We start from the raw sequence: 15960 nt of genomic DNA, 5'->3' as shown, positions 1-15960 counted from the left end.
CAGGTTCATACAATTCCATAAAATTCCGTAATTTTGCACATTGTGATTTTCAGGCAGGATCACCCCAAATTATGAGTAAATCAACAGAATATATAGAAGTTTACGGAGCACGTGAACACAATCTTAAAAATATTAATGTAAAGATTCCTCGCAACGAGCTGGTAGTAATTACCGGGCTTTCCGGCAGCGGGAAATCATCTTTGGCTTTTGATACCATCTTTGCCGAAGGGCAACGTCGTTATATCGAAACATTTTCGGCATATGCGCGCCAGTTTCTGGGCGGTCTGGAACGACCGAATGTAGATAAGATAGAAGGTCTTTCTCCCGTAATTGCCATCGAGCAGAAAACCACCAATAAAAATCCGAGGTCTACCGTAGGAACCGTAACTGAGTTGTATGATTATCTACGCTTGTTATATGCAAGAGTTTCCGATGCATACTCTCTTTCCAGTGGAAAAAGGTTGGTAAGCTATACGGAAGACCAGATCTTGGACACAATCAAGGAAAATTATAAAGGCGAAAAAATAATGCTTCTTGCGCCTGTAGTGCGTTCCAGAAAAGGCCATTACCATGAGCTTTTTGTACAGATGGCAAAAAAAGGCTACGGTCAGGCAAGGATTGACGGTGAGTTGCAGGATATAGAATATGATCTGAAGCTGGACCGTTATAAAACCCACGATATAGACATTGTGATCGACCGATGGATCATCGGTGAAAATGCTTCCGAATCCAGAATGGAAAAATCCCTGCGTACCGCAATTGAGATGGGCGAAGGGATCATCGGAATCCAGAAACTGGGAGGCACAGATATAGAATATTTTTCGAAAAATCTGATGGATGCTGAAACAGGACATTCACTGGCACTTCCGGAACCCAATACATTCTCATTTAACTCTCCGAAAGGAAGCTGTCCGGAATGTAAAGGTTTGGGGACTATCAAAAAGATCAATACAGATTACTTTATTGAAAACCCTAAGCTTTCCATTAACCAGGGCGGACTGTTACCGCTGGAAGATATTAAATCCAACAAATGGATACTCTCACAGATCAAAAATATCCTTGAGATCTTCGGATTAGGCATGGCAACACCTATGAAGGATATTCCGGACGAGGCTTTGGACTATATCTACAACGGATGCCATAAGGAATTTAATAAAGATCTGAAATACGCAGGGATTACCAAAAAGATAAAAATAAGCTTCGATGGTCTGATCACTTTTATGGAAGAGATCATTGAAGAAAGAGAATCTTACGAGGCAGTATTGCTGGAAAGGCATTTTACCACTGAAGAAACCTGTCCGGAATGCGGCGGAACCCGTCTTCAGCCTGCAAGCTTAAGCTTTAAAATAGACGGAAAGAATATCGCTGAGGTAAATGCTTTAAGTTTATCCGATTTAAAAGAATGGCTATCCGACGTTAAAGATAAATTCTCAGAAAAACATAAAATCATTGCCTACGAAATCTTAAAAGAGATTGAAACAAGACTTCAGTTCCTTCTGGATGTAGGTTTGGATTATCTGAGCTTAAGTAGAAGCTCTAAAACCCTTTCAGGCGGAGAATCCCAGAGGATACGTCTTGCCACGCAGATCGGGTCGCAGCTTGTGAATGTTTTGTATATTCTGGATGAACCAAGTATCGGGCTTCACCAGAGAGATAATGAGAGACTGATCAATTCATTGAAAAACCTTAGAGATATTGGGAACTCCGTCATTGTTGTAGAGCATGATAAAGATATGATCCTGGAGGCCGATGAGGTATTGGATATTGGTCCGAGAGCCGGAAAATTTGGTGGAGAAATACTGTGGCAGGGAAAACCGAAAGACCTGTTGAAAGCAGATACCATTACGGCAGATTATATCAACGGAAAAAGAAAGATAGCAGTTCCTGCGGAAAGAAGAGCTGGGAATGGTAAAAATATACTGTTAAAAGGAGCTACTGGAAATAACCTTAAAAATGTTACCCTGGATATTCCGTTAGGAAAACTGGTTGTAGTAACAGGAATTTCAGGTAGCGGAAAATCTTCCCTGATCAACGGAACCTTATATCCGATCCTGAACAAACATTTTTACAGAGCCGTTCAGGAGCCTCTTCCATACAAAAAGATTGAAGGGCTTGATCATATTGATAAAATTGTAGACGTAGACCAGACTCCGATCGGAAGAACTCCGCGATCAAACCCTGCAACCTACACAGGAATGTTTACAGACATCAGAAACCTTTTTGCTGAACTTCCGGAGAGTAAAATCCGTGGTTATAAGCCGGGAAGATTCTCATTCAATGTAAAAGGCGGAAGGTGCGAAACCTGCCAGGGTGGTGGGCTGAAAGTAATTGAAATGAACTTTCTTCCCGATGTATACGTACATTGTGAAACCTGTAATGGAAAACGTTTCAACAGAGAAACCCTGGAAGTACGTTACAAAGGAAAATCTATTTCCGACGTTCTGGATATGACGATTGGTGAAGCGGTAGATTTCTTCCAGCCGATCCCTAAGATTTTTGCTAAAGTAAAAACCCTTCAGGATGTAGGATTAGGTTATATCACGCTTGGACAGCAGTCGACAACACTTTCAGGAGGAGAGGCACAGCGTATCAAGTTGGCTACAGAACTTTCGAAAAGACAGACTGGAAATACATTGTATATTTTAGATGAGCCGACGACGGGGCTTCACTTTGAAGATGTAAAGATCCTGATGGATGCCATTAACCAGCTGGTAGAATTAGGAAACTCATTCATCATCATCGAACATAATATGGATGTGATCAAATTGGCAGACCATATTATCGATGTAGGACCGGAAGGAGGAAAACACGGTGGCCAGATCGTAGCTCAGGGAACTCCTGAAGAGATTGTGAAATCTAAGAAGAGTTTGACCGGTAAGTTTCTAAAAAGAGAATTAGAATAATAATTAAAATTAAATATAAAAAGCCACAATACTTGTTGTGGCTTTTTTATTTCTCCTGCATTTCGTTGTAAATGCTTTCAAGCTTCTGCCAATAGTCTTCCTGCATCCAAGCATATTTTTTATAATTGGTGCTGATCATTGCGTTATCAGAAACGGTTTTTGTTTTAAGGTAATCTGTAATGGCTTCCAGCAGCCATTTTTCATTAAATCCGGCCCATTCACCTGCTGCCTGTAACAGATTGGGCTGTAAAACAGGAAAGACTTCATATATATTAATGGTTTTCACATCGTCAAAAGAATACGGGCTTTCCAGAATTGTTTTAACAATATATTGAAAATTAAAATCCTGAAGTTCTGTATCCAGATAAAAATCAGATAGAGCGATCCATACAGGTTTTCGCTCTTCAATATTAACAGGTTTTAGCATTGACAATTCCTTTGATAGATGGATTGATCAAACCAATTATAGAGAGGATATATAAACTTCTATTTTTGTACCGTCGTAGTTGAAGGTTCCGTCTTCATTCTTTTTACCCAGAACCCATTTCATGTCTACAGGAACAGACCATGCCGTACCTAGTGAAAATCCGTTCACGGATCTGATCTCCGCACCGTTTCCGGTAGTGACAGCCGAATGGAACCACGTTTTATCTCTTAGTCTGTAAAAACCAATGGCTTTTCCTTTGGGAATTATAGCATAACCATCCCACTTATCGCCTGCAGGATAGTTGAATTTATTGAGCCATCCCTGTGCACGGAACTGTACAAGTTCATCCGGAGATATGGTTGCACCTCTCATATACAGGGCATAAGCTACCACATCGTGGCATACGCCCTTGTTGTAATTGGCCATCTCGTCCTGCCCGGAAAGAAGGCCATTGGATATCAGTGATTTTTTCGCTGGTTCGAATTGCCCGACCTGGGCTCCTTTTGGTGTGATCATTTTAATATTATTTTATTGTTTTGGTTTATTTAAAGATACATAATATATTATAAATAATATTTCACCATAAAGATATATGATATTAAAGTATTGTTTGTAATTTCTTAAAATTTTTATAAATAATGAAGATTTTAAGTGCAAAACATAATAAATGTTCAGGAAAAACGTTCTATATTTGTCAAACAAATTAAAACAATATGAAAAATTTAAAGAAACTTAACAAGAATGAATTGAAATCAGTGTATGGGGGTGCACCTGTAATTTATTGTGTATTTTGTGAAAGACTCAATAAAACAGTGTGTAGTGAAGCCCATATTTCTCAATGTCCTTAAAAATTCAAGCTGCCTTTAGAGCAGCTTTTTTTATGATCAGATTTAATGATTATTTCACGCTTTGAGCAAAATTCTTCAGGCTTGATTTCAGATCTTTCGAATTTGCAATACTGTCAAAGCTGATGTTATCAATCTTCCATTCCTGGCCGGACTTTATCAAATGTACTTTGTCGGTCCATATAACTTTAGGCTGAGACATCATGTATTCAAAAGTAACCGCCGCATCCGCTGAGGTACCCGAAGGGTTGATAACAACGGATTTTATTTTGTAACTGTTGTATCCTTCATATAAGCTTGAAAAAACAGCTCCTTCAAACAATAATGGTTTTTCATCCGGATGATCACTGTGTTTTACCTTTTCAATATCAGCTTTAGAAGCATTCAAAGCCTCTTCAAGTGTTCTTTTGAGTTCCGGAGAAAAAAGGCTGTCAGAGAAGGGTTTATTATAAAGAGCATCATTTGAGCCTCCATATAAACGGTAAAGCTCGTTGACCTTTTGTATAACAGAGGTTTCTTCGGCCGAATTTGCACGGGATCCATTATTTTTGCAGGCTGCTAAAAAGAGAAAAATTCCTAAGCATAGAAAGATTTTTTTCATCAATAAAATTTAAATTCAATGGTCAAATCATGTGCCATCTTTTATTCTGTCAGCTTGTTTCTTAAGCCTAAAAATAATTTAAACAGCCAATCATAAAATTTAATACATTTGATTATTAAATATGATCTGTGAATCCTATTCTTGATGTTGTAGTACGTTCCCTTTGCGTTTACCTTTTTATGGTGATCGCTATCCGTCTCTTTGGTAAAAACCAGCTTTCCCAGCTTAATGCAGGAGATGTGGTTCTGCTCCTTCTTATTTCCAATGCGGTTCAGAATGCAATGGTGGGCCAGAATACCTCTCTACAGGGTGGTCTTATTGCAGCCCTCGTTCTGTTTGCGGCCAACTTTATTCTAAAACGACTCATGTTCTCCAACCGGAAATTCGAAACATTTATGGAAGAAGACCCTGTAATCCTGATCAGAGATGGGGTAATAGACCAGACGGCTCTGAACAGGGTGAAGATCACCCGTGATGAGCTGGAAGAAGCCATAAGAGAACACGGCGTGGAAAAAATAAGAGATGTTAAGCTTTCTATTCTTGAAGTTGATGGTAATATAAGCGTTATTTCAGAAGATGAGAAAGAAAAGCAGACCCACTATTCAAGAATCAAAAGAAAAAATAAAAGAAAATACTATTAAATAGAATGAATTACGAATTAAGAGAAATGCTTCCCGGTGATGAAAAAAGAGTGCTGGAAATTTATAAGCAGGGATTAGACGGAGGGGTATCCACTTTTGAAACAGAAGTTCCTACTGCCGAAGCCTGGAATATGGAATATTTCAACGATTGCCGTTGGGTACTTGAAAATGAAAACAATGAAATAGTAGGGTGGTGCGCTTTGAAGCCGGTAAGCAAAAGAGAATGTTATAAAGGAGTAGCTGAAGTGAGCATTTATTTTGACAATACGTATCAAGGGAAAGGCTTAGGATCAGTTCTGCTGAAAAAGATGATTCTTGACAGCGAAAGCCATGGTTTCTGGACTCTTCAGGCCAGTATCTTTCCCGAAAACGAAGCTTCTATAAGATTTCACCAAAAAAACGGGTTCAGAACCGTAGGAGTCAGAAAAAAGATTGGAAAGCTAAACGGACAGTGGAAAGATGTCGTACTGTTCGAAAAGCGAAGTGACAGTATAGAATAAATAAAAGAGAACCGGACAATTCTTTAAATCTTTCATTTTTAACTAAATAAATCACTTTTGTTCTAAAAATATTGGCTTTCAAACCCCGTAAGCTTCCCTTTCAAAAATGCTCCGGTGTACTTTGGCACTAACCTTGTTATCTCCCTATTGAAATTTGAAAAAGTGGAAAATATGAAAGGTTTAATGAAAATTGTAGGGGTGTTAACCGTTATGTTTATGATGACATCATGTGTGGTGCATGATCATCATGTAAGGAGACTCCCGCCGGGACAAGCTAAAAAAGTGTATGGAGGAAGTGCACGATACTATGCTCCGGGACAGGTGAAAAAACGAGTGTATTATTATGATTATGACAACAGAGGTCATCATCATAAAAACAAAGGACACAAACGACACAGAGATTAAGAAAAATAAAAAAGCCCTGATTTTTCAGGGCTTTTGATTTGTATTAAAATCTTGATTTTTTTGGATTCAGGAATGTATTAAAGATCATTATTTCCGTTCCGAATTTTTTCTCAATTCTTTCCGAAATGTTGAGCATTTCACTTTTGATAAAATCCTCTCTGAGATCATCATTGTCAAACATCAGAAGCAAGTTATAATTCTTCCCCTCTTCAATATAATCACTGTGTACTTCAGAAAGAATATATTTATTGACATCCATAAGGTTTTCCGCCATCAGCACCAGTGTTTCATCAATATAATTTTCCCATTCTTCGATATTGTTTTTCGTACAGTGGAAAGTTATACTCAATAAGCTCATATTTTATGAATTTTTAAGATTTTGTGGATAAATTCTAGTGCAAAAATCGGTAAAAATTTCGTAAATTAGCCCGTTAATAAAAATTGGAAATAAATAATTTTCAGACGCACAGCTAAAGGTCTGACTGTCATTATAATAAATTTGTTTATGCAAAAAGAAGGAGAAAGACTGATTCCTATCAACATTGTTGATGAAATGAAATCGTCTTATATCGATTATTCGATGTCGGTTATCGTTTCAAGAGCGTTGCCGGACGTAAGAGACGGCCTGAAACCCGTTCATAGAAGAGTACTTTACGGTATGTATGGATTAGGGGTTTTTTCTAATAGAAAATATTTAAAATCTGCAAGAATCGTTGGGGATGTTTTGGGTAAATATCACCCGCATGGAGACTCTTCAGTATATGATGCAATGGTGAGAATGGCTCAGGAATGGAGCTTGCGTTATCCCCAGGTGGATGGGCAGGGTAACTTCGGTTCAATGGACGGAGACCCACCTGCGGCAATGCGATACACCGAAGCAAGACTGAAAAAGATTTCTGATGAGATTCTTTCAGATCTGGACAAAGAAACTGTTGATTTTCAAAATAACTTTGACGACAGTATGCAGGAGCCTACCGTGCTGCCTACAAAAGTTCCTAACCTTTTAGTCAATGGTACTTCCGGGATTGCAGTGGGTATGGCGACCAATATGGCACCGCATAACCTATCAGAATCTATTGATGCAATCTGTGCTTATATCGATAACCGAGAGATTACTATCGATGAATTGATGCACCATATTACAGCGCCGGATTTCCCTACAGGAGGTATTATATATGGTTACGATGGAGTAAGGGATGCTTTCCATACAGGAAAAGGAAGAGTAGTGCTGAGAGCAAAAGTGAATTTCGAAGAAATCGGAAACAGAAATGCTATTATCGTTACTGAAGTTCCATACCAGGTAAACAAGGCTGATATGATCGCCAGAACTGCGGAACTCGTAAAAGATGACAAGATTGTAGGAATTCATGAGATCAGAGACGAATCGGACAGAAATGGTCTGCGTGTTGTTTATGAACTGAAAAATGATGCTATTCCTAATGTTGTCCTAAACTTACTATATAAATATACAGCACTTCAGACTTCTTTCAGCGTTAATAATATTGCGCTGGTTAAAGGAAGACCGGAACAGCTGAATTTAAAGGATATCATCCACCATTTCGTAGAGCACAGACACGAAGTGATTGTGAGAAGAACTCAGTACGAGCTTAAGAAAGCAAAAGAGAGAGCTCACATCCTGGAAGGTTTCATGAAAGTGATAGGATCTCAGGATTCTTTAGACAGAGCCATTTCTATTATCCGTCACAGTGCTAATCCTCAGGCGGCAAAAGAAGGCTTGATCGAAGCATTTGAACTTTCTGACATTCAGGCTCAGGCCATTCTTGATCTAAGATTAGCACGTCTTACAGGAATGGAACTTGACAAGATCCGTGATGAATATGACACGATCATGAAAGAGATCATGAACCTGGAAGATATCTTAGCCAATGAACCGAGAAGATTTGAGATCATCAAAGAAGAATTGCTTGAAATCAAAGAAAAATATGGTGACGAAAGAAGAACTGCAATCGACTATTCAGGAGGAGAAATGTCTATCGAGGATATTATCCCGAATGAAGCCGTAGTTCTTACCATTTCACACGCAGGATATGTTAAGAGAACCTCACTTTCTGAATACAAAATTCAGAGCAGAGGTGGTGTAGGGAACAGGGCAGCAACTACAAGGGATGAAGATTTCCTTGAATATATTGTTTCTGCGACCAACCACCAGTATATGCTGTTTTTCACAGAAAAAGGAAGATGTTACTGGTTAAGAGTATTTGAAATTCCTGAAGGGTCAAAAACATCCAAAGGAAGAGCAGTACAGAACCTGATCAACATTGAGCAGGATGACAAGATCAAAGCCTACATCAGAACCAATAACCTGAAAGACGCTGAATACGTAAACCAAATGAGTGTAGTGATGGTAACCAAGAATGGAACCATTAAGAAAACCTCTCTTGAAGCGTACTCAAGACCAAGAGTTAATGGGGTTAATGCCATCGAGATCAGAGATAATGACCAATTATTGGGTGCATACCTTACCAATGGTACTTCTCAGATCATGATTGCAACTAAAAATGGTAAATGTATCCGTTTCCCTGAAGAAAAAGTAAGAGAAGTAGGTAGAGGATCCATTGGGGTACGTGGTATCACTATGGACGATAATGATGAGGCAATTGGTATGATTGTTGTGAATGATGTAGAAAAAGAGACAGTTCTTGTGGTTTCTGAAAAAGGATACGGTAAAAGAACTGCTGTAGAAGACTACAGAATCACCAACAGAGGAGGAAAAGGAGTTATTACTCTGAACATTACCGAAAAAACAGGAAATCTGATCGCTATTCAGAATGTGACAGACGAAGACGGATTGATGATCATCAATAAGTCCGGTGTTGCCATCAGAATGAATATGGATGAAATGAGAGTAATGGGAAGAAATACCCAGGGAGTAAAAATGATTAACCTTAAGAAAAATGACGAAATTGCAGCCATTGCAAAAGTAGAAATGGATAAAGAGGTAGCAGAAGAAGACTCTGAAGAAAATGCAGAAGGGACAGGAATTGTAGCAGATAACCAAGAAAATAATACAGAACCACAGGCTGAAAAAGAAAACCCGGCCGGAGAAAATGAGAATTCTGATTCTGAAGAATAAAACGTACAATTAATATAATATAGTTATTATGAAGAAACTCATTTTAGGTATAGCAATCGTAGCTTCTGCTTTCGTTTTCGGTCAGAAGGGCGATGTAAATGCCAAGCTGCAGGAAGCGAACAAAGCTGCAATGGATGCATATAATGCAAAAAATTATACCGTTGCCGCGCCTAAGTTTTTAGAAGTTTATAACTTATTAAAAACCAATGGCCAGGATGATAAGATATATATGTATTACGCAGGTCTGAGCTATGCTTTGGCAAATAACAGCACCGAATCCATCAAAATATATACAGACCTTATCAATTCAGGTTTTACAGGAGTTCAGACAACGTATACTGCGAAAGAGAAAAAGTCTGGTCAGGTAGTGAATTTAGACAAAGCTACTTGGGAGCTTATGAAAAAGAATCCTGATTATTCAGATTTCAAAACAGAGCAAACACCAAGTGTTGAGCCGGAACTGTATGAAACATTAACAACTTTGCTTATGAACGCAAAGAAACCTAATGAAGCATTGACAATTATTGAAAAAGGTTTGGCAAAATATCCAAATAATGCCAAACTTAAAGAAGCTCAGGCTACAGCTTATTATGATTCTGGAAATACGGAAAAATTCATCGGAGCACTTAAAGAGCAGCTGGCTAAAAACCCTAACGATGCTACCAACTGGTATAACCTTGGAGTAATGCAGTCTAAAAATCCTGCAACAGTGGAGGATGCACTTGCATCATTCAAGAAAGCTATCGAGATTAAACCTGACTTTGATAATGCCTATCAGAACCTTGTTTATACAATAATTGGAGACGATTCCAAAATTGTAGAGCAGATTAATGCAACAAGAAAAGAGAAGCCTGAAGAAGCGACTAAACTAATCGATGCAAGAAGAGAAAGATTTACTAAAGCACTTCCATATGCTGAAGGATGGTACAAAGCAGCACCGGAAAATCTTGATGCCCTTACTGCATTGAAAGAGATTTATATCGTAACAAAAAATACAGATAAAATTAAAGATCTGAAAGCTAAGGAAGCTGAGCTTAAAGCAAAAGCAAAATAATAATTCTTAGTTAAATTATAAATGAAACCGGAGCAGAAATGTTCCGGTTTTTTATTTTTTGATCTGAAATATGCTTTTATTTTCACCTTAATTATCGTTAAATTTCACCCTGAAAATTCTCTGTAATTCCGTATCTTTGGGAAAAATTTTTATAAGATGATTGAGTGGAAAACCGCCAAAGAATACGAAGATATTACCTATAAAAAATGTAATGGGGTAGCAAGAATTGCTTTCAACAGACCGGAAGTAAGAAATGCCTTCAGACCCAAGACCACTTCAGAACTGTATGACGCTTTCTATGACGCTTATGAAGACTCTTCAATAGGGGTTGTCCTGCTTTCAGGAGAAGGTCCAAGTGCCAAAGATGGTGGCTGGGCTTTCTGTAGTGGAGGCGACCAGAAAGCAAGAGGACATCAGGGATATGTAGGCGAAGACGGAAGACACCGATTGAATATTCTTGAAGTTCAGCGTCTGATCCGTTTTATGCCGAAAGTAGTGATCGCTGTTGTTCCGGGATGGGCAGTAGGAGGAGGGCATTCACTTCATGTGGTATGCGATCTTACTCTGGCAAGTAAAGAACATGCTATCTTCAAACAGACCGATGCTGATGTGACGAGTTTTGATGGTGGATACGGATCCGCTTACCTGGCGAAAATGGTTGGTCAGAAAAAAGCCCGTGAAATATTCTTTTTAGGAAGAAACTATTCTGCTCAGGAAGCTTTAGAAATGGGAATGGTCAATGCCGTTATCCCACATGCCGAATTAGAAGATACAGCCTATGAATGGGCACAGGAAATATTAGCAAAATCACCAACTTCTATCAGAATGCTGAAATTCGCAATGAACCTGACAGATGATGGAATGGTTGGCCAACAGGTGTTTGCAGGAGAAGCGACCCGTTTGGCATATATGACAGAAGAAGCGCAGGAAGGAAGAAATGCATTCCTTGAAAAAAGAAAGCCAGACTTCGGAGAAAATCAATGGATATCTTAAAATAAGAAGTTAGAGGTTAGAAATTAGATAGTAAGCTTATATGGTTTTAAATCTAACTTCTAACTTCTACTATCTAACATCTAAATATTTATGTCGGATTGGATAAAAGCCGCAAGGCTAAGAACTTTACCGCTTTCCTTAAGCGGAATTATAATGGGAGCTTTCATTGCAAAATGGAGACTTTACGGAGAAGGAGGTACCTGGGACTGGAAAATTTTTGCTCTGGCGATTCTGGTAACCCTTTTATACCAGATTTTATCAAACTATGCCAATGACTATGGGGATGGCGTAAAAGGAACTGATGCCAAAAGAATAAATGAGGCAGAATCCAGAGCCGTAGCTTCAGGAAAAATTACGGCAAAGCAAATGAAAAATGCGGTGATCCTTTTTTCTGCATTATCCTTTGTTGCCACAATTGCACTCTTATACATCGCTTTCATCCCCAATTATATGAATGAATTTTATATTTTCATAGGATTGGGAGTAGCCTGTATTCTGGCGGCAATCGGTTATACAGTTGGAAAGAAACCTTACGGATATATGGGATTGGGAGATCTTTTTGTATTTGTATTTTTTGGCTTAGTTTCGGTTTGCGGGAGTTATTTTCTGTTTACAAAAACCCTCAGCTGGGATATGCTATTACCCGGAACAGCAGTAGGAATGATGAGTATGGCTGTTCTTAATCTTAACAATATGAGAGATATAGAAAGTGACAGACTGTCTGGGAAAAACAGCTTTGCATTGAGGATAGGTTTCAAAAATGCAATGATTTACGAAATGGTCCTGTTACAGCTTCCTTTGGTCTTAATTCTTATATTTTTAGGATTAAATGGTTTCATACAGTCTCAAAACTATTACGTTTTCATTGTAATGATCCTGTTAATTCCATTTGCTAAGCTCAGAAGGAAAATTATGTCTGTAAAAGAGCCTAAAGACTTGGACCCATTCTTGAAACAGGTGGGTATCCTTACCTTTACCATGGCAGTTCTTACAGCAATTGGACTTAATTTTTTTAAATAAATTTCCATTACTATGAGTTCAAATAGCTACGTTGAAGCTCAAATGCTTATCAGAAAACCGATTGAAGATGTCTTTGAGGCATTTATCAATCCTGAAGTGACTACCAATTTCTGGTTTACAAAATCTACCGGAAAATTGGAGGAGGGTAAAACGATTACCTGGGAGTGGGAAATGTATGGCGCAAAATCTGAAGTAAAAGTTCACCAGATTATTCCAAACCAGCTGATAAAAACAGAGTGGGGAGATCCGTCAGTACATGTAGATTATGAATTCAAACAAATGGAGAAAGGAATTCTAGTTGTTATTAAAAGCTATGGGTTCAGCCAGACGGGTGAAGACCTTTTAAAAGTAATTAATGATAATACGGGAGGTTTTACAACTGTTTTAGATGGCTGTAAGGCATATCTTGAACATAGAATCAAACTGAATCTGATTGAGGATAAATTTCCATCAAAATAAATGCAATGAATTTAGCTTTAAAAATAACTTCTTATTTATCAATTATTTTAGCTTTATTTCTTATTTATACTCTTATTGATGAATCACAGGGTAATATATCGGTTTCTGATATTAGCTTTCTTCCTCTTTTAATTTTCATCGTTGTTGTTTCAAATGCAGTTTTCGCTTTGCTTTTATTAATCGGAAAGAAAAAACCGCAGAGAGAATTTTTAATTCTTCAGATTTTTATTATTATACCAACAAGTTTATTGTTGTATCAAATTCTTTTCAACTCAACGGTTTCATGTACATAATTAGAAAATAAATTAAAAATGAAAATACAATTTTTAGGACAAAACTGTTTTTTGTTTACATACAAAGACAAAACAATTTTAAGCGATCCTTTTTACAATTACAAAAAAGCGGAATCCGGCTTTGATATATCGGCTCAGAAGATCGATTATATTTTATTGACTCATGCTCACGGTGATCATATTGCTGATGTAGAGGAAGTGTTACAGTTTCATCCGGAAGCAACAATTATTGGTGTTCCTGAGGTCTGTGCTTATTTTAAAACTGCAAAAAACAAAGACGATGTGAACTTAGGAGGATCGGCAAAAATCGACGATCTTAAAATTTCCATGGTACCGGCTCACCATACAAGTTCGTTCCCGGATGGAAGCTATGGAGGCGTTCCGGTAGGATATATTTTCAGACTTCCTGAAGGTAAGAACATTTATCTGGCCGGAGATACCGGAGTAATGGCTGATATGGAGCTTTTCCCAAGACTTTTCGGGAATATTGACCTGTCTATCCTTCCCATCGGAAGCCACTATACGATGTGCCCAAGAAAAGCATCTTTTGCAGCAGCAGAATTACTAAAAACTCCAAAAGTGATCGGATGCCATTTCGATACATTCCCTGCCATTGAGATCAACCATGAAAGTGCATTGAAGCATTTTGCAGATAAAAATGTAGAATTGGTTCTTCCTAAACTGGGAGAGGAGTTTGAATTTTAAATAAAAATGAAAGGTAATCTGGAAATTAGAATGGAAATGCTGAAAAGTATGGAAAAAAAAAAAGATAATCATCCAATTACCTTACTTCAACTTAAATCAAAAAAAAATGGCAAGCTACCTAAATCACACCGCTACGACCAATTACCTTTGCTGTGTTCCCACCCTGGAGGGTTCTCAGGAGCTGGTTGTTTAGGACTTGCCGTTGCAAAGGTAGGAATAATTTATAAACTTCAAAATATTATTAAAGAAAATTAGTCGAAAAAATGCAGTAATAAAGCTAAACAGCTGGAATTTAGGGCAATAATTTTTCAACTTTTTCTAAAAAATCTAACATGACGAAAAGTCCATCAACATTAGGAATTATACTTTTTATCGCTACAATGATCATCTTTTTTGTAGCCTATTACTTTTTCTCAGGTATCAATTATTTTGACATCTCTCTGAAAATCAATGCATTTATTCTGCCTATTTTATATGCAGGTGGTGCTTTTTGGTCCGTAAAATCTTTCTGGAACAAAAATAGGGTCGTAAGCTTTAAAGATGCGTTCTCAAGAGCATTTATTCCGATGTTTATCGGAGGAATTCTTTCTATTTTCAGCATTTATGCGTTCCTTAATTTCGTAGATCCTGATGCTAAAAAACTGCTGAATTACCAGTATGTGCAGAGACAGAAAACGGAACTAGATACTGAGTATCAGTCTGCAAGAAAAATCCTGAAACATCAAAAAGACATTGATGAATTAGACAAAAAGTACAAGGAAAGGCTGCCAAGTTTTTCTCCGGAAGCCATTAAAGGAAAAGATATGCTTATTGCCAGTCATTTTTCAGGATATTTTGCAGCAATTCTTATATTTTACGTAGTTTTGTCAGTGTTTTTTGGAGCGTTTTTCAGAACGAGATCCGTGTATCAGGAAACCGAAAATCAAGAATAATTTTTATTAGAATTAAATGAATTTATCTATAGTTATTCCGTTATTAAACGAAGAGGACTCTTTGGAAGAACTTTTTTCAAGGATTGATAATGTCTGTTATTCCAACAGCTTATCCTACGAAATCTGGTTTGTAGATGACGGAAGTACCGATCTGTCGTGGAGCATCATTGAAAATATGAAGGTTCAGCATCCCCAGATCCATGCAATAAAGTTTTCCAGGAATTATGGAAAATCTCAGGCTCTTCATGCTGCTTTTGAAAGAACGAACGGAGAAGTGGTGATTACCATGGATGCTGATTTACAGGATTTTCCCGAAGAAATTCCTGAACTTTATAAAATGGTCACTGAAGATAATTACGATATTGTTTCAGGCTGGAAAAAGAAACGCTTTGATAACGTAATGACGAAAAATGTTCCGTCAAAACTGTTCAATGCAGCAGCACGAAAAGTGTCGGGAGTCTATCTTCATGATTTCAATTGTGGTCTGAAAGCCTACAAAAAGCAGGTTGTAAAATCCATCGATGTGTATGGAGATATGCACCGGTATATTCCTGTACTGGCTGCTAATGCAGGGTTCAGAAGAATTACGGAAAAAGAGGTACAACATCAGGCAAGACCTTACGGAACCTCAAAATTCGGGACCGAAAGATTTATCAGAGGTTTTCTGGATCTGGTAACCCTTTGGTTTGTAAGCCGATTCGGAGGAAGACCCATGCATTTCTTCGGGGCGGTAGGAACTGTGATGTTTATCGTGGGATTTCTTTCGGCACTTTGGTTAGGAATTTCAAAACTGATCGATGTAGCAAGAGGAATTTACGGACATTTGATTACAAACAATCCGTGGTTTTATATTGCTCTGACAATGATGATTATGGGAACTCTGCTTTTCATAGCCGGATTCTTAGGAGAAATGATCATCAGAACCAACAGGGAACATAAGAATTATAATATTGATGAAGTGATTTAATACGTTAAATACACCATCATTAAACTAATAAAATCCCCGGGAAGATCTAAACTATCCGGGGATTTTTATGTCATTTTTTGTACTGGAAAGAACAAATGTCTTTGCGACCTTGCATTATTAC

General features: G+C 37.8%; 18 protein-coding genes and 1 other RNA gene. 14 read left to right on the top strand and 5 right to left on the bottom strand.

All coding sequences use genetic code 11. From position 1 onward, the window contains the following. Positions 1–71 precede the first annotated feature (71 nt). Positions 72–2903 (top strand): excinuclease ABC subunit UvrA, encoded by a 2832-nt coding sequence (gene uvrA, locus DRF61_RS13765; RefSeq protein ID WP_111957997.1) that lies wholly within the window; start codon positions 72–74, stop codon positions 2901–2903. 46 nt (positions 2904–2949) lie between these two features. Here the strand turns inward: uvrA and DRF61_RS13760 are convergent, their stop codons facing one another. Both DRF61_RS13760 and DRF61_RS13755 read right to left on the bottom strand, forming a co-directional pair. Next, complete coding sequence (locus DRF61_RS13760; protein WP_111957995.1) at positions 2950–3330, bottom strand: DUF7079 family protein; 381 nt, start codon at positions 3328–3330, stop codon at positions 2950–2952. A 36-nt stretch (positions 3331–3366) separates the two neighbouring features. Further along, positions 3367–3846, bottom strand: coding sequence for a hypothetical protein (locus DRF61_RS13755; RefSeq protein WP_228452666.1), 480 nt, complete (start codon positions 3844–3846; stop codon positions 3367–3369). A 197-nt stretch (positions 3847–4043) separates the two neighbouring features. Here DRF61_RS13755 and DRF61_RS13750 point away from each other — a divergent pair, with 197 nt between their 5' ends. Further along, positions 4044–4178, top strand: a complete 135-nt coding sequence (locus DRF61_RS13750; protein WP_111957991.1) for a bacteriocin-like protein — start codon at positions 4044–4046, stop codon at positions 4176–4178. Positions 4179–4227: 49 nt separating this feature from the next. On the opposite strand, the gene DRF61_RS13745 is transcribed toward DRF61_RS13750, so the two are convergent. After that, positions 4228–4776: a YqhG/Tai3 family protein gene (locus DRF61_RS13745; protein ID WP_111957989.1), complete on the bottom strand. Its 549-nt coding sequence runs from the start codon at positions 4774–4776 to the stop codon at positions 4228–4230. 128 nt (positions 4777–4904) lie between these two features. Between DRF61_RS13745 and DRF61_RS13740 the strand changes: the two genes are divergently transcribed. The 3 genes from DRF61_RS13740 (at position 4905) to DRF61_RS13730 (ending at position 6322) form a co-directional block, all read left to right on the top strand. Then, complete coding sequence (locus DRF61_RS13740; RefSeq protein ID WP_111957987.1) at positions 4905–5417, top strand: DUF421 domain-containing protein; 513 nt, start codon at positions 4905–4907, stop codon at positions 5415–5417. Positions 5418–5422: 5 nt separating this feature from the next. After that, positions 5423–5917, top strand: a complete 495-nt coding sequence (locus DRF61_RS13735; RefSeq protein WP_111957985.1) for a GNAT family N-acetyltransferase — start codon at positions 5423–5425, stop codon at positions 5915–5917. Positions 5918–6088: 171 nt separating this feature from the next. Then, positions 6089–6322, top strand: a complete 234-nt coding sequence (locus DRF61_RS13730; RefSeq protein WP_111957983.1) for a hypothetical protein — start codon at positions 6089–6091, stop codon at positions 6320–6322. A 43-nt stretch (positions 6323–6365) separates the two neighbouring features. On the opposite strand, the gene DRF61_RS13725 is transcribed toward DRF61_RS13730, so the two are convergent. Then, a complete protein-coding gene (locus DRF61_RS13725; RefSeq protein ID WP_111957981.1) occupies positions 6366–6680 on the bottom strand; it encodes a DUF4286 family protein in 315 nt (104 codons plus the stop codon). 147 nt (positions 6681–6827) lie between these two features. On the opposite strand from DRF61_RS13725, the gene gyrA reads away from it, so the two are divergent. The 7 genes from gyrA to DRF61_RS13690 all read left to right on the top strand — a co-directional run bounded on the left by gyrA (position 6828) and on the right by DRF61_RS13690 (position 13940). After that, positions 6828–9416, top strand: a complete 2589-nt coding sequence (gene gyrA, locus DRF61_RS13720; RefSeq protein WP_111957978.1) for a DNA gyrase subunit A — start codon at positions 6828–6830, stop codon at positions 9414–9416. 28 nt (positions 9417–9444) lie between these two features. Continuing rightward, the gene (locus DRF61_RS13715; RefSeq protein ID WP_111957976.1) at positions 9445–10470 is read left to right on the top strand and encodes a tetratricopeptide repeat protein; all 1026 of its coding nucleotides are present in this window, start codon (positions 9445–9447) and stop codon (positions 10468–10470) included. Between the two features lie 156 nt (positions 10471–10626). Further along, complete coding sequence (locus DRF61_RS13710; protein ID WP_111957974.1) at positions 10627–11463, top strand: 1,4-dihydroxy-2-naphthoyl-CoA synthase; 837 nt, start codon at positions 10627–10629, stop codon at positions 11461–11463. Between the two features lie 90 nt (positions 11464–11553). Then, entirely contained in the window at positions 11554–12483 is a 930-nt protein-coding gene (gene menA, locus DRF61_RS13705; protein ID WP_111957972.1) for a 1,4-dihydroxy-2-naphthoate octaprenyltransferase, read from the top strand. A 12-nt stretch (positions 12484–12495) separates the two neighbouring features. Next, entirely contained in the window at positions 12496–12942 is a 447-nt protein-coding gene (locus DRF61_RS13700) for an SRPBCC family protein (RefSeq protein WP_111957970.1), read from the top strand. A gap of 5 nt (positions 12943–12947) precedes the next feature. After that, a complete protein-coding gene (locus DRF61_RS13695) occupies positions 12948–13235 on the top strand; it encodes a hypothetical protein (RefSeq protein WP_111957968.1) in 288 nt (95 codons plus the stop codon). Positions 13236–13253: 18 nt separating this feature from the next. Further along, the gene (locus DRF61_RS13690; RefSeq protein WP_111957966.1) at positions 13254–13940 is read left to right on the top strand and encodes a metal-dependent hydrolase; all 687 of its coding nucleotides are present in this window, start codon (positions 13254–13256) and stop codon (positions 13938–13940) included. A 104-nt stretch (positions 13941–14044) separates the two neighbouring features. On the opposite strand, the gene ffs is transcribed toward DRF61_RS13690, so the two are convergent. Then, an RNA gene (gene ffs, locus DRF61_RS13685) (signal recognition particle sRNA small type) lies at positions 14045–14142 on the bottom strand. A 130-nt stretch (positions 14143–14272) separates the two neighbouring features. Here ffs and DRF61_RS13680 point away from each other — a divergent pair. Both DRF61_RS13680 and DRF61_RS13675 read left to right on the top strand, forming a co-directional pair. After that, entirely contained in the window at positions 14273–14872 is a 600-nt protein-coding gene (locus DRF61_RS13680; RefSeq protein ID WP_111957964.1) for a DUF4199 domain-containing protein, read from the top strand. 16 nt (positions 14873–14888) lie between these two features. Further along, positions 14889–15839 carry a glycosyltransferase family 2 protein gene (locus DRF61_RS13675; RefSeq protein ID WP_111957962.1) on the top strand — a complete coding sequence of 317 codons (951 nt, stop codon included), beginning with the start codon at positions 14889–14891 and terminating at the stop codon, positions 15837–15839. Positions 15840–15960: the final 121 nt, after the last annotated feature.

The sequence above is a fragment of the Chryseobacterium lathyri genome, assembly GCF_003290185.1.
Classification (GTDB): domain Bacteria; phylum Bacteroidota; class Bacteroidia; order Flavobacteriales; family Weeksellaceae; genus Chryseobacterium; species Chryseobacterium lathyri.
This window is presented reverse-complemented; position numbering and strand designations above follow the sequence as displayed.